This is a genomic window from Shinella kummerowiae, from assembly GCF_009827055.1.
Classification (GTDB): Bacteria; Pseudomonadota; Alphaproteobacteria; order Rhizobiales; family Rhizobiaceae; genus Shinella; species Shinella kummerowiae.
In genome coordinates, this window is sequence record NZ_WUMK01000008.1 from 90546 (window position 1) to 115853 (window position 25308).

At 64.3% G+C, this 25308-nt stretch carries 21 protein-coding genes; 11 read left to right on the forward strand and 10 right to left on the reverse strand.

All coding sequences use genetic code 11. The annotated features are described in order from the left end of the window. Nucleotides 1-10: 10 nt before the first annotated feature. Complete coding sequence (gene mtgA / locus GR138_RS20790; RefSeq protein WP_420853690.1) at nt 11-766, reverse strand: monofunctional biosynthetic peptidoglycan transglycosylase; 756 nt, start codon at nt 764-766, stop codon at nt 11-13. Nucleotides 767-902: 136 nt separating this feature from the next. On the opposite strand from mtgA, the gene GR138_RS20795 reads away from it, so the two are divergent. From GR138_RS20795 to GR138_RS20805, 3 genes are all read left to right on the forward strand, one after another. Next, complete coding sequence (locus GR138_RS20795) at nt 903-1820, forward strand: polyprenyl synthetase family protein (RefSeq protein ID WP_160861185.1); 918 nt, start codon at nt 903-905, stop codon at nt 1818-1820. A 4-nt stretch (nt 1821-1824) separates the two neighbouring features. Further along, complete coding sequence (hisC, locus tag GR138_RS20800; RefSeq protein ID WP_160861186.1) at nt 1825-2880, forward strand: histidinol-phosphate transaminase; 1056 nt, start codon at nt 1825-1827, stop codon at nt 2878-2880. 274 nt (nt 2881-3154) lie between these two features. After that, a complete protein-coding gene (locus GR138_RS20805; protein ID WP_160861187.1) occupies nt 3155-3799 on the forward strand; it encodes a LysE family translocator in 645 nt (214 codons plus the stop codon). Between the two features lie 56 nt (nt 3800-3855). Here the strand turns inward: GR138_RS20805 and ispG are convergent, their stop codons facing one another. The 6 genes from ispG to GR138_RS20835 all read right to left on the reverse strand — a co-directional run bounded on the left by ispG (nt 3856) and on the right by GR138_RS20835 (nt 11779). Next, entirely contained in the window at nt 3856-5109 is a 1254-nt protein-coding gene (ispG, locus tag GR138_RS20810; RefSeq protein WP_160861188.1) for a flavodoxin-dependent (E)-4-hydroxy-3-methylbut-2-enyl-diphosphate synthase, read from the reverse strand. 140 nt (nt 5110-5249) lie between these two features. After that, nucleotides 5250-6437 (reverse strand): MFS transporter, encoded by a 1188-nt coding sequence (locus GR138_RS20815; protein WP_246200619.1) that lies wholly within the window; start codon nt 6435-6437, stop codon nt 5250-5252. 42 nt (nt 6438-6479) lie between these two features. Beyond that, nucleotides 6480-7247 (reverse strand): DeoR/GlpR family DNA-binding transcription regulator, encoded by a 768-nt coding sequence (locus tag GR138_RS20820; protein ID WP_160861190.1) that lies wholly within the window; start codon nt 7245-7247, stop codon nt 6480-6482. A gap of 336 nt (nt 7248-7583) precedes the next feature. Continuing rightward, the gene (locus GR138_RS20825; RefSeq protein WP_160861191.1) at nt 7584-8327 is read right to left on the reverse strand and encodes a Bax inhibitor-1/YccA family protein; all 744 of its coding nucleotides are present in this window, start codon (nt 8325-8327) and stop codon (nt 7584-7586) included. Between the two features lie 189 nt (nt 8328-8516). Further along, nucleotides 8517-11069: an ABC transporter permease gene (locus GR138_RS20830; protein ID WP_160861192.1), complete on the reverse strand. Its 2553-nt coding sequence runs from the start codon at nt 11067-11069 to the stop codon at nt 8517-8519. Further along, nucleotides 11066-11779 carry an ABC transporter ATP-binding protein gene (locus GR138_RS20835; protein WP_160861193.1) on the reverse strand — a complete coding sequence of 238 codons (714 nt, stop codon included), beginning with the start codon at nt 11777-11779 and terminating at the stop codon, nt 11066-11068. The genes GR138_RS20830 and GR138_RS20835 overlap by 4 nt, the downstream gene beginning before the upstream one ends. Nucleotides 11780-11840: 61 nt before the next feature. Between GR138_RS20835 and GR138_RS20840 the strand changes: the two genes are divergently transcribed. The 8 genes from GR138_RS20840 to GR138_RS20875 all read left to right on the forward strand — a co-directional run bounded on the left by GR138_RS20840 (nt 11841) and on the right by GR138_RS20875 (nt 21175). Continuing rightward, entirely contained in the window at nt 11841-12485 is a 645-nt protein-coding gene (locus GR138_RS20840) for an arylesterase (protein WP_160861194.1), read from the forward strand. Between the two features lie 82 nt (nt 12486-12567). Next, nucleotides 12568-13149 (forward strand): RNA 2',3'-cyclic phosphodiesterase, encoded by a 582-nt coding sequence (gene thpR, locus GR138_RS20845; protein ID WP_160861195.1) that lies wholly within the window; start codon nt 12568-12570, stop codon nt 13147-13149. A 113-nt stretch (nt 13150-13262) separates the two neighbouring features. Then, nucleotides 13263-14684, forward strand: a complete 1422-nt coding sequence (mauJ, locus tag GR138_RS20850) for a methylamine utilization protein MauJ (protein WP_160861196.1) — start codon at nt 13263-13265, stop codon at nt 14682-14684. 318 nt (nt 14685-15002) lie between these two features. Continuing rightward, complete coding sequence (locus GR138_RS20855) at nt 15003-18071, forward strand: helicase-related protein (protein ID WP_160861197.1); 3069 nt, start codon at nt 15003-15005, stop codon at nt 18069-18071. 3 nt (nt 18072-18074) lie between these two features. Then, on the forward strand, nt 18075-18494 hold the full coding sequence (locus GR138_RS20860) for an RNA-binding S4 domain-containing protein (RefSeq protein WP_160861198.1): 420 nt from the start codon (nt 18075-18077) through the stop codon (nt 18492-18494). 183 nt (nt 18495-18677) lie between these two features. Next, nucleotides 18678-19016 carry a ferredoxin FdxA gene (fdxA, locus tag GR138_RS20865; protein ID WP_069060702.1) on the forward strand — a complete coding sequence of 113 codons (339 nt, stop codon included), beginning with the start codon at nt 18678-18680 and terminating at the stop codon, nt 19014-19016. Nucleotides 19017-19485: 469 nt separating this feature from the next. Then, the gene (locus tag GR138_RS20870) at nt 19486-20055 is read left to right on the forward strand and encodes a CarD family transcriptional regulator (protein WP_069060701.1); all 570 of its coding nucleotides are present in this window, start codon (nt 19486-19488) and stop codon (nt 20053-20055) included. A 259-nt stretch (nt 20056-20314) separates the two neighbouring features. Continuing rightward, nucleotides 20315-21175, forward strand: a complete 861-nt coding sequence (locus tag GR138_RS20875; RefSeq protein ID WP_160861199.1) for an RNA polymerase factor sigma-32 — start codon at nt 20315-20317, stop codon at nt 21173-21175. A gap of 78 nt (nt 21176-21253) precedes the next feature. Here the strand turns inward: GR138_RS20875 and GR138_RS20880 are convergent, their stop codons facing one another. The 3 genes from GR138_RS20880 to thiP form a co-directional block, all read right to left on the reverse strand. Continuing rightward, nucleotides 21254-22747, reverse strand: a complete 1494-nt coding sequence (locus tag GR138_RS20880) for a M48 family metalloprotease (protein ID WP_160861200.1) — start codon at nt 22745-22747, stop codon at nt 21254-21256. A gap of 226 nt (nt 22748-22973) precedes the next feature. Continuing rightward, complete coding sequence (thiQ, locus tag GR138_RS20885) at nt 22974-23693, reverse strand: thiamine ABC transporter ATP-binding protein (RefSeq protein WP_160861201.1); 720 nt, start codon at nt 23691-23693, stop codon at nt 22974-22976. After that, nucleotides 23686-25305, reverse strand: a complete 1620-nt coding sequence (gene thiP / locus GR138_RS20890) for a thiamine/thiamine pyrophosphate ABC transporter permease (RefSeq protein ID WP_420853695.1) — start codon at nt 25303-25305, stop codon at nt 23686-23688. Before thiP ends, thiQ begins: the two co-directional genes overlap by 8 nt. Nucleotides 25306-25308: the final 3 nt, after the last annotated feature.

Sequence of the window (25308 nt, forward strand, 5' to 3'; positions counted from 1 at the left end):
AGCCCTGACATCAATCATAAAGGCATTTGATATATTCGCCGGAGCGGCTCGCCCGTCGCTCGATCAGCCGCGCCAGCTGTTGCAGCCCGCGCCCCGGCTTGCCGGCATTGCGCTCGAAGGGATTGGGCAGAGAAACGGCGAGAAGGGCCGCCTGCCGGCGCGAAAGCTTGGCGGCCGAGACGCCGAAATGGTGCTGCGCCGCCGCCTCGATGCCGTAGATGCCCGGACCCCATTCGGCGATGTTGAGATAGATCTCCATCAGCCGCCGCTTGCTCCAGACGAAATCCGCAACGACGGCAAGCGGCAGTTCCATCACCTTGCGCAGGAAGGAGCGGCCGTTCCACAGGAACAGGTTCTTCGCCGTCTGCATGGGTATGGTGCTGGCGCCGCGCGTCTGCTCGCCGGCCAGCGCCTCGTTGACGACGGCGCGCATCTCGCCCCAGTCGACGCCGGCATGGCGGCAGTACTGGCCGTCCTCGGACATCATCACCGCCTGCACGAGATTGGGTGAAATCGCGTCGAACTCCACCCATTGCCGGTCGTAGCCGCGCAGCAGCACGAGGTCGCTCAGCATGAGCGTCGACACCGGGCGGACGAACTCCACCGTATAAAGCAGGATCAGCACATAGGGCAGCGCGATGAAGGCCGCGACGGCAAGGACAATGCGTCGCCAATGCCGGCGAAGGCGGGTCATCAAACCTTCCCTGCCACCGGCATCCGCTTGCGAATTGACCGTGTCTGCCCGTGTTTCCGGTACGATGTCCAAATGCCGGCGCCCATCCTTGCGTCGTTGCGCCTTCATACCGTCACGGCGCGCCAAAAACCAGCGCCGCGCCGCGATTCTTTGCCGCTCTCCCGGCATTCCCGTTGCCTAAGCACGGAGCCCATGCCAAAGAGCGGCCATGAGCGAACGTCACCAGGAATTCCAGTCCCTCCTGAAAAGCAATGCCGAAGCGGTGGAAACGCTGCTCGCCGCCCTGCTGTCGGGGGACATGCAGACGGACGAGATCGCCCGGCCCGAACGCCTTCTCGCCGCCATGCGCCACGGCGTGCTGAACGGCGGCAAGCGCCTGCGCCCCTTTCTCGTCATTGAATCCGCCGCCCTCTTCCCGAATGTCGAGCGCGATACGGCGCTGCGCATCGGTGCGGCGCTCGAATGCATCCACTGTTATTCGCTCGTGCATGACGACCTGCCGGCGATGGACGACGACGACCTGCGCCGCGGCCAGCCGACCGTGCATATCGCCTTCGACGAGGCGGCCGCCATCCTTGCTGGCGACAGCCTGCTGACGCTCGCCTTCGACATCGTCGCCGCCCCAGAAACCCGCCTTCCCGACGCCACCAAGACGGCGCTCGTACTGGCGCTCGCCCGCGCCGCCGGCATCGGCGGCATGGCGGGCGGCCAGGCGCTCGATCTTGCGGCGGAAAAACAGGCGCCGGACACCGACGGCATCGTCACGCTGCAGGCCATGAAGACCGGAGCACTTCTGCGCTTTGCCTGCGAGGCCGGTGCAATCATCGCAGGTGCCCCGGAAAACGAGCGCGCGACGCTGCGCCGTTACGGCGAAACGGTCGGCCTCGCCTTCCAGATCGCCGACGACCTGCTCGATCTCACCGCGGATGCGCAGACCATGGGCAAGGCGACCGGCAAGGATGCCGACCGCGGCAAGGCGACGCTCGTGTCGCGCCGCGGCCAGGCCTGGGCGGAAAGCCGCCTTCAGGCGCTTGTGAAGGAGGCCGAGGCGCTTCTTGCGCCGTTCAGCCATCGGGCCGGCATTCTCATCGAAACCGCCCATTTCATCGCCAATCGCAGGAACTGACGTCATGAGCAAATTCTGGTCGCCGATCGTCGCCACGCTCAAGCCCTATGTCGCAGGCGAACAGCCGCGCATCCAAAACCTCACCAAGCTCAACACCAACGAAAACCCCTACGGCCCCTCGCCCAAGGCCATCGCCGCCATGCAGGCCGCCGTTGCCGACAGCCTGAAGCTCTACCCCGATCCGTCGGCGCTGGCGCTACGCCAGTCGATCGCCCGTTTCTACGGCGTCGAGGCCGACGAGGTCTTTGTCGGCAACGGTTCGGACGAGGTGCTGGCGCACGCCTTCGTCGCCCTCCTCAACCACGAGCAGCCGCTGCTCTATCCCGACATCACCTACAGCTTCTACCCGACCTATTGCCGCCTGTTCGGCATCGAGGCGGTGGAAATCCCGCTGAAGGACGATTTCACCATCGATCTGGCCGATTACGCCCGCCCCGCCGGCGCCATCATCCTGCCGAACCCGAATGCCCCCACCGGCATCGGCCTGCCGCTCGCGGCCATCGAAAAGCTGGTCGCCGAACACCCGGACCAGCCGATCGTGGTCGACGAGGCCTATATCGATTTCGGCGGCGAGAGCGCGATTCCGCTGACGAAAAAGTACGACAACCTGCTCGTCGTGCACACGCTGTCGAAATCCCGCTCGCTGGCGGGTCTCCGCGTCGGCTACGCCATCGGCCAGCGCCCGCTGATCGATGCGCTGGAGCGCGTCAAGGACAGCTTCAATTCCTACCCGCTCGACCGCGTCGCCCAGGCGGGTGCTGCCGCCGCCGTGGACGACCGCGCCTGGTTCGACGAGACGCGGGGCAAGGTCATCGAGACACGCGAACGCGTCACCGGCGCGCTTCGCCAGCGCGGCTTCGAGGTCTTGCCCTCGCAGGCCAACTTCGTCTTCGCCCGCCACCCCGGCCACAGCGGCGAAGCCCTCGCCAAGGGCCTGCGCGACCGCGCCGTGCTGGTGCGCCACTTCGCAAAACCCCGCATCTCGGACTTTCTGCGCATCACCATCGGCACGCCGGAGGAATGCGACCGGCTGATCGCGGCGGTCGAAGAGATCGTCTGAGGGGTCAGTCAGGGCGGCGACAGCCCCCTCATCCGTCTGCCGGCACCTTCTCCCCACTGGGGAGAAGGGGACAAGGCCTCCTTTTCATCCTCTCGATGGCGCGTTCAGAAACCACGCCACATCTCCCCTTCTGCCCACCGGGGAGAAGGTGGCCCGAAGGGCCGGATGAGGGGGATGCACCGACTTCCCGGCCAACGGTGACATGTGGTGCAATTCTCCGGCTTGGAGCGGCCAAAACGATCGATTATCGTCCACCGACATCCACCGGTGAACCATGACCGACATCACGCCCTACCTGCCGCAACTCGCCGTCGCCTGGACCGCCTATTTCATCGCGACAGCCTCGCCGGGACCGGCGATCATCGCCATCATCGCCACCTCGATCAGCCAGGGCCGACGCGCCGGGCTGGCGCTTGCCTCCGGCGTGCTGACCGGCTCCTATGTCTGGGCGATCCTTACGGCCTCGGGCCTCTCCGCCCTCATCCGCACCTACGGAGAGGCGATCATCGTGCTGAAGATCGTCGGCGGCTGCTACCTGCTCTGGCTCGCCTGGAACGCCTACAGGGCGGCGCGCAAGAGCGAGGAAACCTACCGCGCGCAGATGGCCGCCCTGCCGCCGCTCTCGCCGCGCCGGCAATATCTCAAGGGTTTTGGCATCCACATCACCAATCCGAAGGCGATCTTCAACTGGATCATGCTGACATCGCTCGGCATGCCGGCGGGTGCGCCCGGCGGTGTGATGGTCACCTTCATCGCCGGCTGCATGGTGATGGGCGTCTGCGTCTTCCTCGGCTTCGCGCTGGTCTTTTCGCTCGGTCCCGTGCACCGGGCCTACTTGAAGTCGCGCCGCGCCATCGAAGGCGTCATGGCCGCCTTCTTCGCCTTTGCCGGCTTCAAGCTGCTGACGACGCGGCTCTGAACCGCGCCCGGAAAAGGGGGCAGCAGCTTTCCGTTCGGCGCGGCGCCTGACAAAGCTTATTCAGCGGCCGCCTGGCCCTGCCCGTAGCGCTTCTCGATATAGTCGTTGACCAAGGTCTCGAATTCGCCGGCAATGTTGGTGCCGCGCAGCGTCATCGATTTCTTGCCGTCGACATAAACAGGCGCGATCGGCAATTCGCCAGTGCCCGGCAGCGAGATGCCGATATCGGCATGTTTGCTCTCGCCCGGCCCGTTAACGATGCAACCCATGACGGCGACCTTGAGACCCTCGACACCCGGATATTTCTCGCGCCAGACCGGCATGTTCTTGCGGATATCGTCCTGGATTTTCTGCGCCAGCTCCTGGAACACCGTCGAGGTCGTGCGTCCGCAGCCCGGACAGGCGGCCACCACCGGAATGAACTGCCGGAAGCCCATGACCTGCAACAGTTCCTGCGCCACCTGCACCTCGCGTGTGCGGTCGCCTCCGGGCTCCGGCGTCAGCGAGATGCGGATCGTGTCGCCGATGCCCTGCTGCAGCAGGATACCGAGTGAGGCCGACGAGGCGACGATGCCCTTGGTGCCCATGCCGGCTTCGGTCAGGCCGAGATGCAGCGCATGGTCGGAACGCGAAGACAGCATCGCATAGACGGCGATGAGGTCCTGCACGTTGGAGACCTTGGCCGACAGGATGATATGGTCACGCGGCAGGCCGATCTCTTCCGCCAGCTCCGCCGAAAGCAGCGCCGACTGGCAGATCGCCTCGCGCATCACCTGCTGCGCCGTCAGCGGAAAACCCTTTTCCTGGTTTTCGTCCATCAGCCGCGTCAACAGTTCCTGGTCGAGCGAGCCCCAGTTGACGCCGATGCGCACCGGCTTGTTGTGGCGGATCGCCGTCTCGACAATGGCCGAAAACTGCCGGTCCTTCTTCTCCTTGAAACCGACATTGCCCGGATTGATGCGGTATTTCGCCAGCGCCTCGGCACAGGCCGGATGATCGGCAAGCAGCTTGTGGCCGATATAGTGGAAGTCGCCGACCAGCGGCACGTCCAGGCCAAGGCGCTCCAGCCGCTCGCGGATTTTCGGCACCGCCGCCGCACTCTCGTCGCGGTCGACCGTGATGCGCACGATCTCCGAGCCCGCGCGATGCAGCGCCGCCACCTGGGCGACCGTGCCGTCGATATCGGCCGTATCCGTGTTGGTCATTGACTGCACGACGACCGGCGCACCGCCGCCGACCAGCACGCCACCGACATCGACCCCGACGGACGAACGCCGCGGCTTCGGTTCAAACTCGAAGGAAAAGGACATTTTTGGAGCCTCTTGCTCGAAAAGCGGCCACGCGCGGCTTTGGGCGCCGGCCTTTGCCCTCAGGTGGATCAGGAAAGGGGGCTTGTCAACTGCAAGGGCCGGGACGCGCGACGATTTGATCGCCGCGCGACCTTTTGCGATCAGCGATGGTCGCGCACATCCGCATGCACCGCATGGTGCGAGAGCAGCAGCACGACGATGAACAGCACCGGCAGCAGGGCGAAGATGATGGCGAAACCCGTGTGTTCGGCAATGAAGCCGATGATGGAGGGTGCAAACAGCGAGCCGGAATAGCCCATGATGGTCGCGACCGACAGCGCCACGCCCTGCGCGAAGCCGGGCAGGTTGCCGGCGGCGGAAAAGGCGATCGGCACCATGTTGGAAATGCCAACCCCGCAGATCGCAAAACCCACCACCGCGACATAGGCATTGGGCGCCAGGCCGGCGGTGACCATGCCGATGATCGCCATCACGGTGCAGAAGCGCAGCGTCTTCACCGCGCCGAACCGGTCGCGCACATGGTCGCCGGCAAAGCGCATGACGGCCATGGTCAGCGAGAACGCACCGAAGGCGAAGCCCGAGAGCGCCAGCGAGGCACCAAGCTCGTCGCGCATGTAGAGCGCGCCCCAGTCGAGGATCGCGCCTTCCGGTGCCATGGAAAACAGCGCCATGACGCCGATCAGCCAGGGCAGCAGCGTCATCGGCAGGCGCACCTTCTGGCGTTCCTCGTTCGGATGCGGCGCATCGTGCAGGACAAAGGGCCAGATGAACACGAGTGCGACGGCAGCGATCGCGGTGAGCAGGCCCGCATGGCCCATCACGCCGAGCCGCTCGATCAGGAAACCGCCGGTCGTTGCCCCGATGAAGGCGCCAAGGCTCCAGAAGGCGTGGCAGGACGACATGATGGCGCGGCGCATGGATTTCTCCACCTCGACCGCATTGCCGTTCATGGCGACGTCCATCGCCCCCATCAACCCGCCGAAGAAGAAGATCGCGACAGCGCCGACCGGAATGTTCGGCGCGATGGACAGCAGCAGCATGGTGGAGAGGAAGAGGATCGTCGCCCCCTTCACCGTGCGCGTCGTGCCGTAATGGGCGATCAGGATGCCGGCGATCGGCATCAGCACCAGCGAGCCGATGCCGAAGCACATGATCATCAGGCCGAGCCCGGATTCGGAAAGATCGAGGCGGCTTGCGAATTCCGGGATCTTCGGCGCCCAGGCGCCGGCAAAGGTGCCGTTCAGCAGGAAGAGGCCGGAGACGGCAAGCCGCGTCGACGGAAAATAGGTCTTGGCGAAGGATTTGCCGGCAAGGGCATGGTCGGGCATGGTCATGGGAGGTCCATTTTCGGGAGTCTGGATGGCAGGCGCTCAGCCGGCCCGAAGGATTTCGATACCGGTCGCGGCCAGCGCCGCGACGTCCGTTTCGTCGGCATCCGCCTCGACGACGGCGCGCGCCACGCGCGACAGCGGCACGACCGAATAGGGCGCGGCGATGGAAAGCTTGTCGTTCGTGAAGGTCACCAGCACCAGCTTGCTGCGCGAGGCGACGAAACGCTTGAACTCGGCGTCCTCGAACGTATAGGCGGTGATGCCCGCATCCGGATCGATACCGCAGACGCCGAGCACGAGGATATCCGGGCACAATGCTTCGGCATCCCGCATCGCCTTCGCGCCGATGGCACCCCCGACCCCCGGGTCGATCAATCCGCCAAGCTGGATGGTTGCGATGTCGCGCTCGAGCAGGATTGCCGCAATCGCCGGTGCATTGGTGGCCACCGTCAGGTCGCTGCCGGCCGGCAGGGCACGGGCCAGCGCCAGGTTGGTGCTGCCTGAATCGAGAAACACGGTGGAGCCCGCGGGAATGAGCCCGGCGGCGGTTTGCGCCAGCGCGGCCTTGCGCGCGCCGCCGATCGCCATGCGCTCCTTCATCGAGGTCTGCGACTGGGTGATGCGCAACGCGCCACCATAAACCCGGCGGCAGAGGCCCGAAGCCGCCATCTCGCGCAGGTCCCGCCGGATCGTGTCCTCCGACACGCCAAGCTCCTGCGCCAGCGCCGCCGCAATCACCCGCCCCGAAAGATCGAGCCGCGTGCGGATGAGATCCTGCCGTTCCCCGAGAAGAAGTTCCTGCGACATTGCACCACCAAATCATGCACGATTGGGCGAGAATGCGCATGAACGCGTAAAAACGTCAATGAATGCGGATAATCACGTTTGGTTGCGGGAAGACACACGCGGCGCGCGGCGCAGAGTGGATCCTCGGGTCGAGCCTGAGGATGACGGAGGGAAGGCGGTGGCGACGGACACATCGAACGATGCGGAACGACGCGCGGCCTCTTTGATCTTCCGCTTCTCTTCTTTCGTCATCCTCGGGCTCGACCCGAGGATCCACGCCACGCGCACCAGCGCGCCAAAACGAAAAACCCCGCCGTCTCCGGCGGGGTTTCATGATCAGCCATCCGGCTGCCGGCGTTACTCGCGGTTGCCGAGGAAGCGCAGCAGGAACAGGAAGAGGTTGATGAAGTCGAGGTAGAGCGTCAGCGCGCCCATGATGGCCTTGCGGCCGGCCACGGCGACGTCGTCGGCTTCAAAGTACATTTCCTTGATCTTCTGCGTGTCCCAGGCCGTCAGGCCGGCGAAGACCAGCACGCCGATCGCCGAGATCGCGAAATCGAGCGCCGAGGACTGCAGGAACAGGTTGACGAGCGAGGCGATGATCAGGCCGAACAGGCCCATCACCAGGAACGAGCCCATCGCGGAGAGGTCGCGCTTCGTCGTGTAGCCGAACAGCGACAGCGCGCCGAAGGCGGCGGCCGAGACGAAGAAGGTCTGCGCGATGCTGGCGCCGGTGTAGATCAGGAAGATCGACGACAGCGACAGGCCCATCAGGCCGGCATAGACCCAGAAGGTCGCCTGCGCGGCCGAAACGCTCATCGTGTGGATGCGGAAGCTCAGGAAGAAGACCAGCGCCAGCGGGGCGAGCATGACGACCCACTTCAGCGGGCTCACATAGATCGCCTGACCGAACGCGGTCAGCTGGCCGTCGGCGAAGGCGGCCTGCGAGGCGAAATACGCCACGAGACCGGTGATCGCGAGACCGAAGGCCATCAGGTTGTAGACCCGGAGCATATAGGCGCGAAGGCCCTCGTCGATGGCGGCACCGGCCTGAGCGCCGGTATTGGCCGTTCGGGTCTGGTAGTTGCGAAGATCAGCCATGTTTTCCTCTTGGATCAAGCCCCCTGTATTGACGGTGTCGGGCTCCCGCTTATTCGCGCCGATCGTTCGGCGCGCTTGCGGGGTCCAGGCAACCGCTGCGGGGTTCCAGCTTGCCTGTGATAAATATGCGCATGAATTGTGTCTCGCACAAGACCCGCGACCCTTGAGTGCGCCGAAGGTCCTGCAATTTCAAAGCTCGCGCAGCACCGGCGCCGCCTTCTGCCCCAGAATGCGCCAGGTCCCGGCAAGGCCGATGCCGACGGTCATGACCAGCGCCGTCACCACCGTCATGACGGCGACATCCGGCAGGAAGCTCGACGGCAGCGTCATGATGCGGCTCACCACGAACCAGGCCGCCACGCCGCCGGCAAACAGCGCGAAGATCGCGGTCGCCAGCCCCAGCATCAGATATTCGTAGCTGAAGGCGCGGATCAGCGTAGCGCGCGTGGCGCCCAGCGTCTTCAGGACGACCGCATCGTGCACGCGCGCCCGGTTGCCCGCGGCAAGCGCCCCGGCCAGCACGAGGATGGAGGCGATCAGCGCCACGGCGGCGGCGGCACGGATCGCCGTCGCGAGCTGCCCGACCAGCTCGTTGACCACGTCGAGCGCATCCTTGACGCGCACGCTGGTGACGGTCGGATAGGCGTTGGTGACCGCCTTCAGCGTCGCCGCCTCCTGCTCCGCCGTCGCCGACGGATCGATCACCGTGGCCAGCCACGCATGCGGCGCGCCGGCAAAGGTGTTGGGCGAGAACACCATGACGAAGTTGATCGACAGCGATTCCCACTCGACATTGCGGAAGTTGGCGATGCGCGCGGTCATGTTGCGGCCGAGCACGTTGACGGTCACGGTATCGCCGATCTTCAGTCCAAGCTCGCGCCCCTCCTCCGCCGCAAACGAGACGAGCGGCTCGCCGGAATAGTCCTCCGGCCACCAGTCGCCCTCGGCGAGCGTCGAATTTTCCGGCGTGCGCTTGGCATAGGTAATGCCGCGGTCGCCGCGCAGCACCCATTGGCCTTCCGGCGGCACCTTGACCTTGGCCACATCGACGCCGTTCAGCTCCATGACGCGGCCGCGCAGCATCGGCACCTCGATGATCTTGCCATCAGGCATGTTGGTTTGCAGCACCTGCCGGAACCCGTCGAGTTCGCTGCCCTGGATATCGACGAAGAAGAAGTTCGGCGCGCGCTCCGGCAGATTGCCGGTGAGTTCGCGGCGGAGGTTCCCGTCGATCAGCGTCAGCGTGACGAGCAGCGCCAGACCAAGCCCGAGCGACAGCACGACGGACGAGGTCAACGCCCCCGGCCGGTGGATATTGCCGATAGCGAGGCGCAGCGAGGGCGAATTGACCCGCGGGCTGCGCTTGGCGAGCGCCGTTATCAGCATCGCCACGACGCGGAGCACCACGAAGGCGAAGGCGATGGCGCCGAGGAAGACCAGCGCGATGTACCGGTCATAGGCCGTGAAGATGGCGAGCCCCGCCAGTGCGGCAAGAAAGATCGCCGCCCCCAGCACATAGGGCCAACTCGGCAGACGGCCGGCCTCGAAACCCTGCTCGCGAAACAGCGCGGTCGCCGGCACCTCGCGGGCATGGCCGAGCGGCATGATCGCGAAGGCGAGCGCCGTCAGCAGGCCGAAGACGGCGGCGATCAACAGGGCGGACGGATAGAGCGTCGCCTCCGCCGGCACCGGCAGCACGCCATCGAGGAACTGCATCGCCACCATGGGCATCAGCGCCCCGGCGACAAGGCCGAGCAGGATGCCGACGGCCGCGATCAGCGCGATCTGCGTCAGGTAGACCAAGGCCACCAGCGAAGCCGGCGCGCCGAGGCACTTGAAGGTCGCGATCACCGAGCGCTTGGAATCGAGATAGGCCCGCACGGCATTGGCCACGCCGACGCCGCCGACGATCAAAGCTGTCAGGCCGACCAGCGTCAGGAATTGCGAGAAGCGGGTGATGTTGGTGGTCAGCGAGGGTGCGGCGCTGTTGGCGGTGCGGATCGACCAGCCGGCCTTCGGGAAAGCCTTGGTGGCGTCCGCCCGGACCTTCGCAAGCGCCACGTCCTGATCGGCCAGACGGACGCGATAGGCATTTTCCACCAGACTGCCGGTCTGCACCAGGCCGCTCGCCTGCAAGGCCTCTTCCGACAGCATCAGGCGCGGCGCAAAGCCAAAACCTTCCGACACCGCATCGGGCTCGCGCAGCAGCGTGCCCGTAACCTTGAGCTTCGCCGTGCCGAGCAGGATCTCGTCGCCGACGGCAATGCCCAGCCGGTCGAGCAGCAGCGGCGCCACGATGGCGCCAAAAGCCTCGCCCTGCTTGGCGAACAGCTGGCTCGCCGGCTGCTGCGGCAAGGTTTCCAGCGTGCCGTAGAGCGGATAGGCGCCATCGACGCCCTTCGCCTCCACCAGCGTCTGGTCGGAACCGTCAGGCAGGCGCGCCATGGAGCGCAGCCCGGTGGACAGCGACACATCGCCAAGCCCCTGGAAATGCTTCAACTCTTCCGGTGTGGCAAAGCGGTTGTTGAATTCAAAGCGCACGTCGCCGGCCAGCAGCGTCTGCCCCTGCGAGGCGATCGCCTGCGTGATGGCGCTCGACACGGAATTGACGCCGGCAATCGCCGCCGTACCCAGCGCGATACAGGCGAGGAAAATGTAAAACCCCTTCAGGCCGCCGCGCATCTCGCGCAGCGCCAGGCGGATCGCCAGCGGAAACTGTCGCAGGATCGCGCCGACCCTCATGCCGGCACCACGGCCAGCGTCGCCTTGATCGGTGCGGCGCCGGACACGATCTCGCCGGAGCGCATGGCGACCTGCCGGCTGCACCGGGCGGCGAGCGACGGATCATGCGTCACCAGCACCAGCGTCGTGCCGCGCTCGGCCTGCTTGGCAAACAAGAGGTCGGCGATCTGCCGGCCGGTCTCGGTGTCGAGATTGCCGGTCGGCTCGTCGGCGATCAACAATTTTGGCGCCGGCGCCAGCGCGCGCGCAATCGCCACGCGCTGCTGCTCGCCGCCGGAAAGCTGGCCGGGATAGTGCGACAGGCGCTCGCCGAGCCCGACGGCCGTCAGTTCGCGGCGCGCAATCTCGAAGGCATCGCGCACATTGGCAAGCTCCAGCGGCACCGCGACGTTTTCCAGCGCCGTCATGTTGGGAATGAGGTGGAAGGACTGGAAGACGATGCCGATATTGCGGCCGCGGAAATCCGCCACCTGGTCCTCGCTCATGCCATGCAGGCCGGCACCATCGATATGGATCTCGCCGCTGTCGAGCCGCTCCAGCCCGGCCAGCACCATCAAGAGCGTCGACTTGCCGGACCCCGAAGGCCCGACGATGCCGACCGATTCGCCCGCATCGATCGACAGGCCTATCCCCTTCAACACATGCACGGAGGCGGCGGCCCTTCCGAGGGTGAGATCGGCATTTTTGAGGTCGATGATGGTTTTGGCCAAGGAATTCTGCCCTATATGTTTCTTAGAACAACTGGAATGCCAGCAATCTAGGATCAGCACTATGTCGTTTAAAGCGGCGCTTTCGATTTTCGCCTCACTTGCAATCACAGCTTTGTTATCCGCCGGCAGCGCGCTTGCGGAGCCGATCAAGCTCGTCGGCTTCGGCGACAGCCTGATGGCCGGCTACCAGCTTCCCGCCTCGGACGCCTTTCCGGTGAAGCTGGAGGCCGCGCTGCGCGAAAAGGGTTTTGACGTCGAGATCGCCAATGCCGGGGTTTCCGGCGACACCTCATCGGGCGGCCTTGCCCGCCTCGACTGGTCGATCCCGGACGGCACGAAGGGCGTCATCCTCGAGCTCGGCGCCAACGACGCGCTGCGCGGTATTCCGCCGGAACAGACGGAAAAGAACCTCGACGCCATGCTGACCCGTTTGAAGGAGCGCGGCATCGCCGTGCTGCTCGCCGGCATGATGGCGCCCCCGAACATGGGCCCGGACTACGGCGAACGCTTCAACGGCATCTACCAGCGCATGGCCGATAAACACGGCGTGGCGCTCTATCCGTTTTTCCTCGACGGCGTGGTGACCCATGCCAACCTCCAGCTTGAGGACGGCATGCATCCGAACAGCGAGGGCGTCGACGTCATGGTCAGGACCATGCTTCCGGCCACGGAGACCTTCCTCAAATCCATCACAGCGGGGGAGTAGTTTTCGCGGGTGCGAAATAAGGGTTGCGTAAAAAACCGTTGCGTGATTCGCTGACGGTACATTCCAGAGTGGAGAGGTCGCCATGCCGAGACTTTTCGTCGCCCTCGAAGTGCCGCGCAACGCGGCGATGAGCCTCTCATTGTTGAGAGGCGGCCTTCCCGGAGCCCGCTGGATAGACGTCGAGAACTTCCACATCACCCTGCGCTTCATCGGTGATATCGACGGCCGCACCGCCGACGAGGTGGTCGACAGGCTCGACCGCATCGAGCGCCCGGAATTCCAGCTCGCTTTGTCCGGCATCGGTTCCTTCGGTTCGAAGAAACCCCATTCCGTCTTCGCCGGCGTCACCCAGGCCCCGGAAATGTACGCCCTCCAGGCGGAAATCGAGCGCATCTGCCAGCGCCTCGGCCTGCCCGCCGACCCGCGCAAATTCACCCCCCACGTCACGCTGGCAAGGCTGCGCAACGCCCGAACCGAAGACGTCGCCCACTACCTCACCGGTCGCGGCAACTTCTACACCAACACCTTCACGGTGAACCGCTTCGTGCTGATGTCCTCCAAGGAATCCGTCGGCGGCGGCCCCTACATCACCGAAGAGGTCTTCCCGCTCTACGAATCGGGCGGCAGCTGGGATGGGGCGGAACTGCACGACCATTTGGCGTGACCAAGAACTGTAACGTCTGGATACAGAACAACTGGAATCAAGGCTTTTTAGGTTCGAAGCACTCCCAGTAGGTAAGGACCTTCAACTCGACTCGAGGGTGAGGGTATACACATATGTATGCGCGCGATCTAATGATTTGGCTGCACGATAGGCTTGCTGAACGTGGCACGCTTGATCAAACTAAAGAACGTTTTGAAAGTTTAAGGAGATACAACCTGCTGCCTCAAGGCCGAGAGAATGCTGGTGTCAGAATTTCTAACAAACAGATTGCAAATGCCATCCTCGGCTTTGCCCATTATTCATCTGGTTATGCTGGCCATGTCTCGCTTATTCTGGGCGATTTACGACCGGTAGGCGGGATTAATGCATCATTTCGCAATGCGGCAAATTTGCAAGACGCAGTTGCTATTCTTGTCAGCACTGACGATGACGGCACTGGTCTCCTACGTCTCACCTTGTCTGTTGAGCAGGATTTCACCTCCGATGAATTCGCGGCGACACTCCGATTCAGAAACAAAGATAAAACCAGAACGGTCTCATTCGTTTCCAAGTACGCTTTAAGCCTTTTCAACGAGGGAGCAGAAAATAAATATGACCACGACAGGCTGGACAAACTAACAGCGGTCGAAAGGTCATTTGGAGCAAAAATCTTCCGAGATCTTTCTCGTACGGTGTCAATTTCGCGCCAACTAGACCGGCCGTTTAAAACCGATTGGCGTGAGTATGAGACAGAGGAGGAGAAGGCTGCGTTTCATAGAAAGCTTGGAGCTCGGCAATCATCGAGGTTCTTGAATTTACGGGCGGACACGCAGGTCACTTGGCCCAAAGAACCAACAAGAATGGAATTTGGTGGGCACCATTTGATTTTATTCCCAAAGACGAAAGATAATTCGCATTCCGTCAGCATCGACCTGATTCAGGAACGCATGTCGCAAGACGCAGCGGCAACACTAATTAACCGGATGTTGAGCGTGATGAGCTGGTGTAATGACCAACCAGCGTCGCTTCATGAAGGTTGGTCGGGTAGTCCCGTTCCTGCACCCGTGCCAAAGAAAAATTTGGCGTCTACTACCATTAACGAATGGTATTTCTATCGAACGCTCCCAACTGATGAAAATTTATTGCGGTGCTTAGCCTACTACCGAGATGCCTTGAATGCCTACTCGGTAGGATTGGCAAGCCACTCAGTCCTTAGCTTTTTTCGAGTTTTCGAGACCCGCTATGACACTAAGAAGAAAGTGACTGAGTGGGTTAATGCTGTCTTCCCTGATATTGAACCGGCCGTCCTTGAAAGTGCATTAAAAGCGTTTGAAGCGGACCGTCAGTTAGAACAAGTCGACATCGGGACGTATGTCTACCACAACTGCCGTGTGGCAACCGCACATGCTGCCCGAGACTTTCCCTCGGATCCTGATCGAGCTGAGGAGTCTCGTCGCCTGTTAAACGCTTCAAGAATCATGCAGAGTTTGGCTCGTTTTTTTATCAAGCAGGAATTCAATTTCTCCACTACGTATTTAACGGACAATCCCAATTAGTTGGGAATATTCCTACGTAGATTGAATGGCGCATTCGGCGCAAAGCCGTCCCGCGTTAATCCTCGGTACGATTCAGTATTTAGCGGCTCGTTCGGAGACTTCGTCCACCCATTGTGGTGAACAAACCCTGAATCCACCCGAGTCAGCGATTCGTCGCCGTTTCGTTCCGCGCCTGTTCCATGAGCCGGCGAATGACGTGGAAAATTGCCGCTTTTCGCCTCCCCCCTTGCCATTCCCCGCCCCGATGGGCATCTGTTGCCTGCCGGATGCGTCCGGCGAGCGTTGAAACAACCGGTATGTGACTTGTCGCAAGCACCCATGATCTTGAGCGGCCGCGGGGTCACCGCGGTGCTCGGCCCGACCAATACGGGCAAGACCCACTACGCAATCGAGCGCATGGTGGCGCACGAGTCGGGCATTATCGGCCTGCCTCTGCGGCTCCTGGCGCGCGAAGTCTATACGCGTCTGGTCGAGAAGGTCGGGGAGCACAATGTGGCGCTCGTCACCGGCGAGGAGAAGATCACGCCGCATATGGCGCGTTTTTCGGTCTGCACGGTGGAGGCCATGCCGCGCGAGACGCGCGCCTCGTTCGTGGCGATCGACGAGGTGCAGCTCGCCGGCGATCTCGAGCGCGGCCATATCTTCACCGATCGGGTGCTGCATCTGAGAGGCCGCGACGAGACGCTGCTGCTTGGCGCGGCCACCATGAAGCCGATCCTTGAGCAATTGCTGCCCGGCATCCACGTCGTCGAACGGCCGCGCCTCTCGCAGCTCTTCTATGCCGGCTCGAAGAAGATCACCCGCCTGCCGCAGCGCACCGCCATCGTCGCGTTTTCCGCCGACGAGGTCTATGCGATCGCCGAGCTGATCCGCCGCCAGCGCGGCGGCGCCGCGGTCGTGCTCGGCGCGCTCTCGCCGCGCACCCGCAACGCCCAGGTCGCGCTCTATCAGGCGGGCGATGTCGAATATCTCGTCGCCACCGACGCCATCGGCATGGGCCTCAACCTCGATGTCGACCACGTCGCCTTCGCGCAGGACCGCAAGTTCGACGGCTACCAGTTCCGCAACCTCAATCCCGCCGAACTCGCCCAGATCGCCGGCCGCGCCGGCCGGCATCTGCGCGACGGCACTTTCGGCGTCACCAGCCGCGTCGATCCCTTCGACGACGAACTGGTCAAACGCATCGAGACGCACCAGTTCGACCCCGTCAAAGTGCTGCAATGGCGCACCACGCGCTTCGATTATGCGTCGCTGGTCAGCCTGCGCAAGTCGCTCGACGCCCCGCCGCCGATCGCCGGCCTGACGCGGGCGCTGCCCGCCGTCGACCAGCAGGCGCTCGAACATCTGTCGCGGTATCCGGACGTGCGCGATCTCGCCACGACGCCCGAGCGCGTGCAGAAACTGTGGGAGGCCTGCGCGCTTCCCGACTATCGCCGCATCACGCCTGCCCAGCACGCCGACCTGATTTCGACGCTCTATGCGGACCTCGTAAAGCGCGGTACGGTTAACGAAGATTTCATGGCCGATCAGGTCCGCCGGGCTGACAGAACAGACGGTGAAATCGACACGCTTTCGGCGCGAATCGCGCAGATAAGGACGTGGACCTATGTGTCGAATCGGCCCGGATGGCTTGCCGATCCGACACACTGGCAGGAAAAGACGCGGGAAATCGAAGACCGATTGTCCGATGCGCTACATGAACGGTTGACGAAACGCTTTGTTGATCGCAGGACATCTGTGCTCATGAAGCGCCTGAGAGAGAATGCGATGTTGGAAGCTGAAATCAGTGTGAATGGCGATGTCTTCGTAGAAGGACATCATGTCGGGCAGTTGGCCGGTTTCCGGTTCACGCTCGTCTCCGGTACGGAAGGTCCCGATGCGAAGGCCGTGCAGGCTGCCGCGCAGAAGGCGCTTGCGCTGGAGTTCGAGGCCCGTGCTGCGCGCCTGCATGCGGCCGGCAATGCCGACCTCGCGCTCGGCTCCGACGGCACCGTGCGCTGGCTCGGCGATCCCGTCGCGCGTCTGGCCGCTTCCGATCACATCATGCGCCCGCGCGTCATCCTGCTTGCCGACGAGCAGCTGACCGGCAATGCGCGCGACCACGTCGCCGCCCGCATCGAGCGTTTCGTGAACCATCACATCGCCACCGTACTGAAGCCACTCGACGACCTGTCGCGCGCGGAAGACCTGCAGGGCCTTGCCAAGGGTCTCGCCTTCCAGCTCGTCGAAAGCCTCGGCGTGCTGTTCCGCCGCGATGTCGCCGACGACGTCAAGTCGCTCGACCAGGATGCCCGCGCTTCCATGCGCAAGCACGGCATCCGCTTCGGCGCCTACCACATCTTCATGCCGGCACTGCTGAAGCCGGCGCCGGCCGAACTCATCACCCTGCTCTGGGCGCTGAAGAACGACGGCCTCGACAAGCCGGGTTACGGCGACCTCATTCCGGTGCTGGCCGCTGGCCGCACCTCGGTTGTCACCGATCCGGCATTCGAGCGCGCCTTCTACAAGCTCGCCGGCTTCCGTTTCCTCGGCAAGCGCGCCGTGCGCATCGATATTCTCGAGCGCCTCGCCGATCTTATCCGCCCGCTCTTGCAGTGGAAGCCAGGCACGCCGCGTCCGGAAGGCGCCTATGACGGCCGCCGCTTCACGGCGACGACCGCGATGCTGTCCATCCTGGGCGCGACGCCGGACGACATGGAAGAGATCCTCAAGGGTCTCGGCTACCGCGCCGATAGCGTGAAGCCGGAAGAAGCCGCCGCCTTCCTCGCCGCGCAGGCCCCCGCCGCTGCTGCTACCGCCGCCGAACCGGCGGACGCGACCGCCGAGACGGCTGAAGCCACAAGCGAGACGACGGACGAACACGACGCCGACGCATCGGACGCCGACGGCGAAGCACCGGCTGCAGCCGCCGAGCAGGCGCCGGCCGCCGTTGCCGAGGCCGCCGCAGAAACGCCGGTCGCAGCAGAAACCGTCGCCGAGGGCGAGCCGGTCGAAGCCAAGCCCGTCCTGCTCTGGCGCCCGGGCTCGCGCCACGACAACAACCAGCGCCAGGGCCAGCGCCATGGCGGCGAACGCCAGGGTGATCGCAACAACGGCGAACGCCGCGGCGGCGAGCGGCATCGCAACCAGCCGGCCGGTGAACGCGGCGACCGTCAAGGCGAGCGCGGCGACCGTCGTGACGGCGGTCGTGGCCGTCCGGACCAGAACAAGGGCCGCGACGGAAAGCCGCAGGGCGGCAATCGCCCGGATCGCGGCGAGCGCAACGATCGCGCGGCCAAGCCGCAGCAGGCGAAATTCGAGGCCCGGCCGCCCCGCAAGGAAAAGCCGATCGACCCGGATTCACCCTTCGCAAAGCTCGCTGCGCTCAAGGAGCAGATGAAGAAGTAAGCGATGGCGCGACACGAGGAACAGCCAGCAGGTCAGGCGCGACAGCGCATCGACAAGTGGCTGTTCTTTGCGCGCCTGCGCAAATCCCGCTCGCTTGCGGCGAAATCCGTCGAGGCGGGCGATGTCCGCATCAACAGCGTGGCGGTCCGCCAGCCCTCGCACATGGTGCGTCCGGGCGACGTGATCACACTCTCGCTCGACCGGCAGGACATGGTCGTCAAGGTGCTTCAACCCGGCGAGCGCCGCGGCCCCTATGAGGAAGCCCGCCACCTCTACAGCGACATGACGCCGCCCCCGCCGCCGCGCGAGGAACGCTCGTTCTACGAACAGGCGACACGCGAGCGCGGCGCCGGCCGGCCGACCAAGCGGGAACGCCGGGAAACAGACCGCCTGCATGGTTTTTCCGGCAAGGACGAGGATTAGAATTCTATACCTCGCATGCGCCGGCCGGCGCATGTATTACCCTTGCAAAGCGCCCCCAAAGCCTTTACCTCAGCCTCCGGACAGCCTGCGCATGCGCGGCATTCCCGTCCGGCAGGCCGATCGCGTGACAGGATCTGCGGGAGCGGACGGCTCCGCCGCCTTATGACTACTCTGGAGTGACTCATGACGTATGTCGTGACCGACAACTGCATTCGCTGCAAATACATGGACTGCGTCGAAGTTTGCCCTGTCGACTGCTTCTATGAGGGTGAGAATTTTCTCGTCATCCATCCCGACGAGTGCATCGACTGCGGCGTCTGCGAGCCCGAATGTCCTGCCGAGGCGATCAAGCCGGACACCGAGCCAGGCCTCGACAAGTGGCTGAAGATCAATACCGAGTTCGCCTCGATCTGGCCGAACGTCACGGTCAAGCGCGACGCCATGCCGGAAGCCAAGGAAATGGACGGCGTCGAGGGCAAGTACGAGCAGTTCTTCTCGCCGAACCCCGGCCAGGGCGACTGAGACATCCGGTCGCCGGAACGCATTTACCCGCTGTTGCACCGTGCGGGAAAACAACAAGTTGGCGCGCTGACGCAGCGGATGCCGGCCTTCGACACCGCACCGGCCCGCGCAAGCCGCCGAGTGAACCTGGGGAAAAAAGCATGCTCCCGCGAAAAAGCGATAGGGCAGGCTTGATGACCCATGCGAAGCAAATTATTGATTTCGGCACTTTTTTGTGGTAGGGTCTGAATACTGATCCACATCGCGGCATTTCGCATGCCCGAACACCACCACGAAAGCAAACGATCCCTCAACGTCGCTCACCTCCCATAGGCAACTTCGGTTGCTCACATGTGATCGCGTCGCTGGGGACTATTTTGCGTCGTCGGACGGACCAGAGTGGTGACACCCCCAAGGTGCCCCCGTCTTTCCCGGGTCCTCGGACCCACCCGGCCACGGCCGGGAGCGTAACAGGGAGTATTTGAACAGAATGACGACCCAGCAGAAGAAATCTTCCACGCGCCATGGCTTCAAGACCGGTGAATCGATCGTCTATCCCGCTCACGGCGTCGGTCAGATCGTCGCCATCGACGAGCAGGAAGTCGCCGGCATGAAGCTTGAGCTTTTTGTCATCGATTTCGAAAAGGACAAGATGCGTCTCAAGGTGCCGGTTGCCAAGGCCGTTTCGATCGGCATGCGCAAACTGTCGGAGACCGATTTCGTCGAACGCGCTCTGAAGGTTGTCCAGGGCAAGGCCCGTGTGAAGCGCACCATGTGGTCGCGCCGCGCGCAGGAATATGATGCCAAGATCAATTCCGGCGATCTGATCTCGATCGCCGAGGTCGTGCGCGACCTGTACCGTGCCGAAAACCAGCCGGAACAGTCCTATTCCGAGCGTCAGCTCTATGAAGCCGCTCTTGACCGCATGGCCCGCGAAATCGCAGCCGTCAACAAGATGTCGGAAACCGAAGCCGTTCGCCTCGTCGAGACGAACCTCAGCAAGGGTCCGAAGCGCGGCAAGGCCATCGAAGAAGACGACTCCCAGGACGAAGCGGCCTGATCTAGGGCGCACCTTCCAAATTTAAAGCCCGGCTGGCAACAGCCGGGCTTTTTCTTTGGAACTTTTCTGCCGCGTGGCCGTTTGCAAGCCGAGGACGACCGGCTTCGGGCGGCCGCGGCTGCGCCAGTCACTTTATTTCTCGAAATCGGTTTTTCGGGCGAACCGTCGGTCTTTCTGAAACGTCATCATCAAGCAGGGTGCAAGGCGAATGCCGGAAACGGGCCTCCTTGCATCGGTTCGGTTCACGTGGAGAGACCCCATGGCTACGACGACCGCAGACCGCCGCATGATCAAGCTTGCAATGTCGGCCCCCTATCTCGAACGGGAGGAAGAGCAGGCACTCGCCCACGCCTGGAAGGACAACAAGGATCAGGAAGCCCGCAACCGCATCGCCATGGCGCATATGCGGCTGGTCGTTTCGATGTCCGGCAAGTTCCGCAACTTCGGCCTGCCGCTCGGCGACCTCGTCCAGGAAGGCTATATCGGCCTGCTGGAAGCCGCCGCCCGCTTCGAGCCGGAGCGGCAGGTGCGCTTTTCCACCTATGCCAGCTGGTGGATCCGCGCCTCGATCCAGGATTATGTGCTGCGCAACTGGTCCATCGTGCGCGGCGGCACCAGCTCCGCGCAGAAGGCGCTGTTCTTCAATCTCAGGCGCCTACGCGCCCGTCTCGCCCGGGGTGACACCCATCTGACGGCGGAAGCCATGCACCAGGAGATCGCCGCAGCCCTTGGCGTCAGCACGGCCGACGTGCGCACCATGGATGCGCGCCTTTCCTCCTCCGACCTGTCGCTTCAGGCGCCCATCTCGTCTGCCGAAGGCGAAAGCTCCAGCCGCCTCGACTTCCTCACCAGCGACGCCCCCCTGCCGGACGAGCAGGCGGAAGGCAGCATCGATGGCGAACGGCGTCACCACTGGCTGCACGCCGCCCTCGGCCAGCTTAACGAGCGCGAGATGAAGATCATCCGCGCCCGCCGCCTTGCGGAAAACGGCGCGACGCTCGAAGAACTCGGCATCCTGCTCGGCATTTCCAAGGAGCGTGTGCGCCAGATCGAAAACCGCGCGCTGGAGAAGCTGAAAGCCGTGCTGGTGAGCAAGACGACGGATTTCGCCTACGCGTGAGGCGCCGGCCCGCCGGATCCTCGGGTCAAATCCGGGGATCCGGCGTCCGGGCACGCCTCGAACGCGGCGCCTGAGAAATCACTCGCTGATAATCTTGAACTTTTCGCCCGGCCGCACCGTGCTGGTCGCCGTCATGGCATTGATCAGCCGGAACAGGTCGACCTTCCTGTCCGTGCCCATCATGCGCGCGGCGAGCGACCCCACGGTATCGCCGGCGCGCGCGGCAATGACGCGAATGCGCAACGGCTTCAATGAGGCGACTTCGGCCGGCGTCAGCTTGCGGAACGATCCCTTGAGCGTTGCCGCCGTGGGTTCCAGCGCCTTCGAGCCCGCCGGCACGGCCGTCAGGAAGCGGTAGATCTGCTTGTCGATGCGCACGACCGTGACATCGAACTCCCAGCGGTCGGCGGCGGCCTTGGCGGTCGCGCCCTCCAGGCCGTTGATCGTGATGGGCCGGATCGTCTCGGGCTTGAGGCCGGTCACCCAGCCGCTCGAAATGTAGTTGACCAGGTCCTGCCCGCGGCTGTCGGCCACGCCGTCGAAGCGGATCGCCACGTCGCCCGGGCCGGTTGCCAGCACCGCGTCGGCCTTGTTGTCGATCTGGAAACCGACCGGCACGTCGAAGCGGATGCCGAGTTTTCCATGCAAGAAGGTCTGGCCGCGCACATAGCCCTCTTCCGGCGCATCGCCGTAGAGCAGGCCGTCAATGCCGGCGAGGTAATAGTCGCGGCCGCGATCGCCCACCGTGCCCTCGGCACCGAAGGCCCGCGCATGCAGCCGCGCCAGTTCCACGCGCTGCGGCGCGTTCGGATGGCTCGACAGGAAGTCGAGGCTCTGGTCGGAATCGGGGTCGACCGCCGTGAAGCGCGCATAGGCCGCCATGGAATCGAGGAAACGCGCCGCCGCATAAGCGTCGTAACCCGCTTCGCCCAGCATGCGCACGCCGATGACGTCGGCCTGGAGTTCCTGGTTGCGCGAGAAGGCGGCAAGGCGCATTTTCCCGCGCGCCAGCGCCTGCTTGCCGGCGATGTTGCTGGACAGCACTTCCGCCACCACGCGGCTCGCGATGACTTCGGCCTCTTCCTTCTTCTGCCGCTCGATGCCGTGATTGGCGGTGACGTGCGCCATTTCGTGCGACAGCACCGCCGCCACTTCCGACGCGTCATTGGCAAGCGCCAGCAGGCCGCGTGTCACGTAGAGATAACCGCCCGGCAGCGCAAACGCGTTGATCGCCGGCGAATTGAGAATGGTGATGCGGTAGGACTGGTTCGGGTTTTCCGAGACGATCGTCAGCGCGCCGGTGATGCGCGCGACAAGCCGCTCGGTCTTGGCGTCCTTGTATTCCCCGCCATAGCTCGCGACGATGCGCGGATGCTCGCGCGCGCCCATCTGCGCACGCGGGTCGTTCTTCTGCACCTCGTCGACGATCTGCGGATTGGACGACGGCGAGATCGTCGGCTCATAGGTCTGTTCGATGATCGACTGGCAGCCGGCCAAAAGCGTGCCGGCCAGCAGCAGCGCCGCGATGGGTCTGAAGACCCCGCGTCCGGATACCACTGCAGTGTCCTGCATTGCTTTCGCCATTTCCCTTGCCCACAGCCCTGACGGAGCCCGCGCCCGAACGGCAACCCTGCGGTGCAGCCCGAACATGGATCCTCGCGTCCACGAAAGGATGAGATAGACGCACCATACCCGGCCGGCAACCTCCGATTCGACAAACGCTTCCCTTGTGGCTCCGGTGACACAGGGGGGCGACCAAATTGTGGCGTCCGCGTCCTGCGAAAAACCGCCTTTCCCGCTAAAGCGTGGAATGACCGAGGAATTTTGCAACTCCCGGCGGTTCCCGTCGCGAAAGGAAGTCGCGCACCGGCTCGTCGAGCACGATCGCGCCGGCCTCCAGGAACATCACACGGTCCGCCAGCCGGCCGATATCCTCCGGCTGATGGGTGATGAACAGCATCGTGCTCTTCGTCTCGGCACGAAGCTCCAGAAGTAGCTTCGCCATGTCCGCCCGCATGGCCGGATCGAGTGCGGCAAAGGGCTCGTCGAGCAACAGGATCGGCCGGCGCCGCACCAGCGCGCGGGCCAGCGCCACACGCTGCCGCTCGCCGCCGGAGAGCGAACCGGGCAGGCGCCGCTCGAAACCACCAAGCCCGACCCGCGACAGCGCCGCAACCACGCTCTGCCGCCCCGCCGTATCCAGTTTCAGCCCCGGATGGATGCCGAGCCCGACATTGTCGGCGATCGACAGATGCGCGAAGAGATTGTTGTCCTGAAAGATGACCGAAACGGGCCGCTCGGCCGGATCACGCCCCGCCATGTCCTGCCCCAGCAGGCTGACCGTGCCCGTCGCCGGCGTCTGGAAGCCGGCGATCACGTTGAACAGCGTCGATTTTCCCGCACCCGATGGCCCCGCCACGGCAACCGCGTCGCCCGCGGCAATGGCGCAATCGAAGGCCAGCCGTTTATCCTCGAAGCGCACGGTGACATCGGTCAGGCGAACGGCAGTATCAGGCATCGGCGGCAGGTCTTTCCGTTGGGCGCTCCGGCGCAGTCGACGGCAGCGTCAGGGCCAGGCATATCACGCCGAGGATCAGCGCGATGCCCGCCGCATCCGCCGTGCGATAGCTCGCCATGCGCGAGAACAGCAGCCAGGGCAGCGTGACAAAACCCTCGGCGCCGAAGATGGCGACGGCGCCGAGATCGCCGAGCGACAGCGCCATGGCGAAGGCAAAGGCCGTCAGGAACGGTTTTCGGAGCGCCGGCCAGTCGATCCATAGCAGGCGATGCATCCCCGTGACGCCAAGGCTGAGCGCCAGCCGCGCGGTGCGGGCAAGATGCGTGCGATAGGCCGGCTCCAGCACGCGCACCACGAAGGGCAGCGCCATCAGCGCATTGATGACGGTGATGACGGCCGGCGCGAACCGCCCCGTCTCGCCAAACAGCCGCAGCACCAGAAACCAGCCGGTCGCGACGACGACGGGCGGCACGAGCAGGATGAGCGAACCGACCGCCGGCAGCGCGCGGCCCATCAGCCGCGTCGAAACACCCGCGTCACCCGCCTCCGCAAGCCGCGGCACGAGCACGACCGGCAAGGCGATCGCAAGACTAAGGCATGCGGAGGCAAACGAGATCGCAAGGCTCGTGAAAAGCGCCCGATGCAGCAGCGGATCAAGCGCCAGCCGCCCGAAATCCGCAGCCAGCCCCGCGGCAAGGGTCGCGGCGAGCGGCGCGGCGGTGAACAGCGTGAAGACGACAATGACGACCCCATCGGCAAGACGCCGCCGGCGCCCGTCGAAGCGGCGAATGGCGCGTCCGGCCGTCGCCCCTTCTTCCGGGGGGCGGGCGAAGAGCGACAGGAGCCAGAGCAACACCGCCGTCACGGCAATCTGCAGGAAGGCCAGCAGCACGGCGCGCTGCGGATCGAAATCGAAGCGCAGCGCCTGGTAGATCGCCACCTCGATCGTTGTCGCCGCCGGCCCGCCGCCGAGCGTCAGCACGATGGTGAAGCTCGTCACGCAGAGCATGAAGACGAGCCCGGCAATGCCCGGCAGCACCCGCCGGATCACCGGCCATTCGATCAGCCGGAAGACGGCGCCGCCGCCCATGCCGAGATTGGCCGACGAAAGCCAGTATTCGGCCGGAATGCGGTCGAGCGCCGCCAGCAGGAAGCGGGCGGCGAGCGGCAGGTTGAAGAAGACATGGGCAATCAGGATACCGGCGAGCCCGTAGACGCTGACCGGGTTCTGCAGACCGCCGAGCCGCAGCAGATCGTTGACCACGCCCTGCCGCCCCCAGACCTCGATGACGCCGAGGGCCGCCACCAGCGCCGGCAGCCCGAGCGGCACCACAGAGAGACGGATGATCCACACCCGCCCCCAAAAGTCCCGCTGCCGCGCCAGCGCGCGGGCGACGGGAATGGCAAGCAGGATGGAAAGCGCAGTCGAGAGCGCCGCCTGCATCAGGGTGAACTGCGCCACGCGCCAGATATAGGCGTCGAACAGCGGTGCATCGCCGCCGCCGGCATGCGCCAGCAGCATCGCCGTCGCCACGCCGACGAAAGCAAACACGCCGCCGAGGGCAAGGCCCCCGGCGACGCGCAATGTCTTTCGTTCGGCGCGTGCGAAGATCAC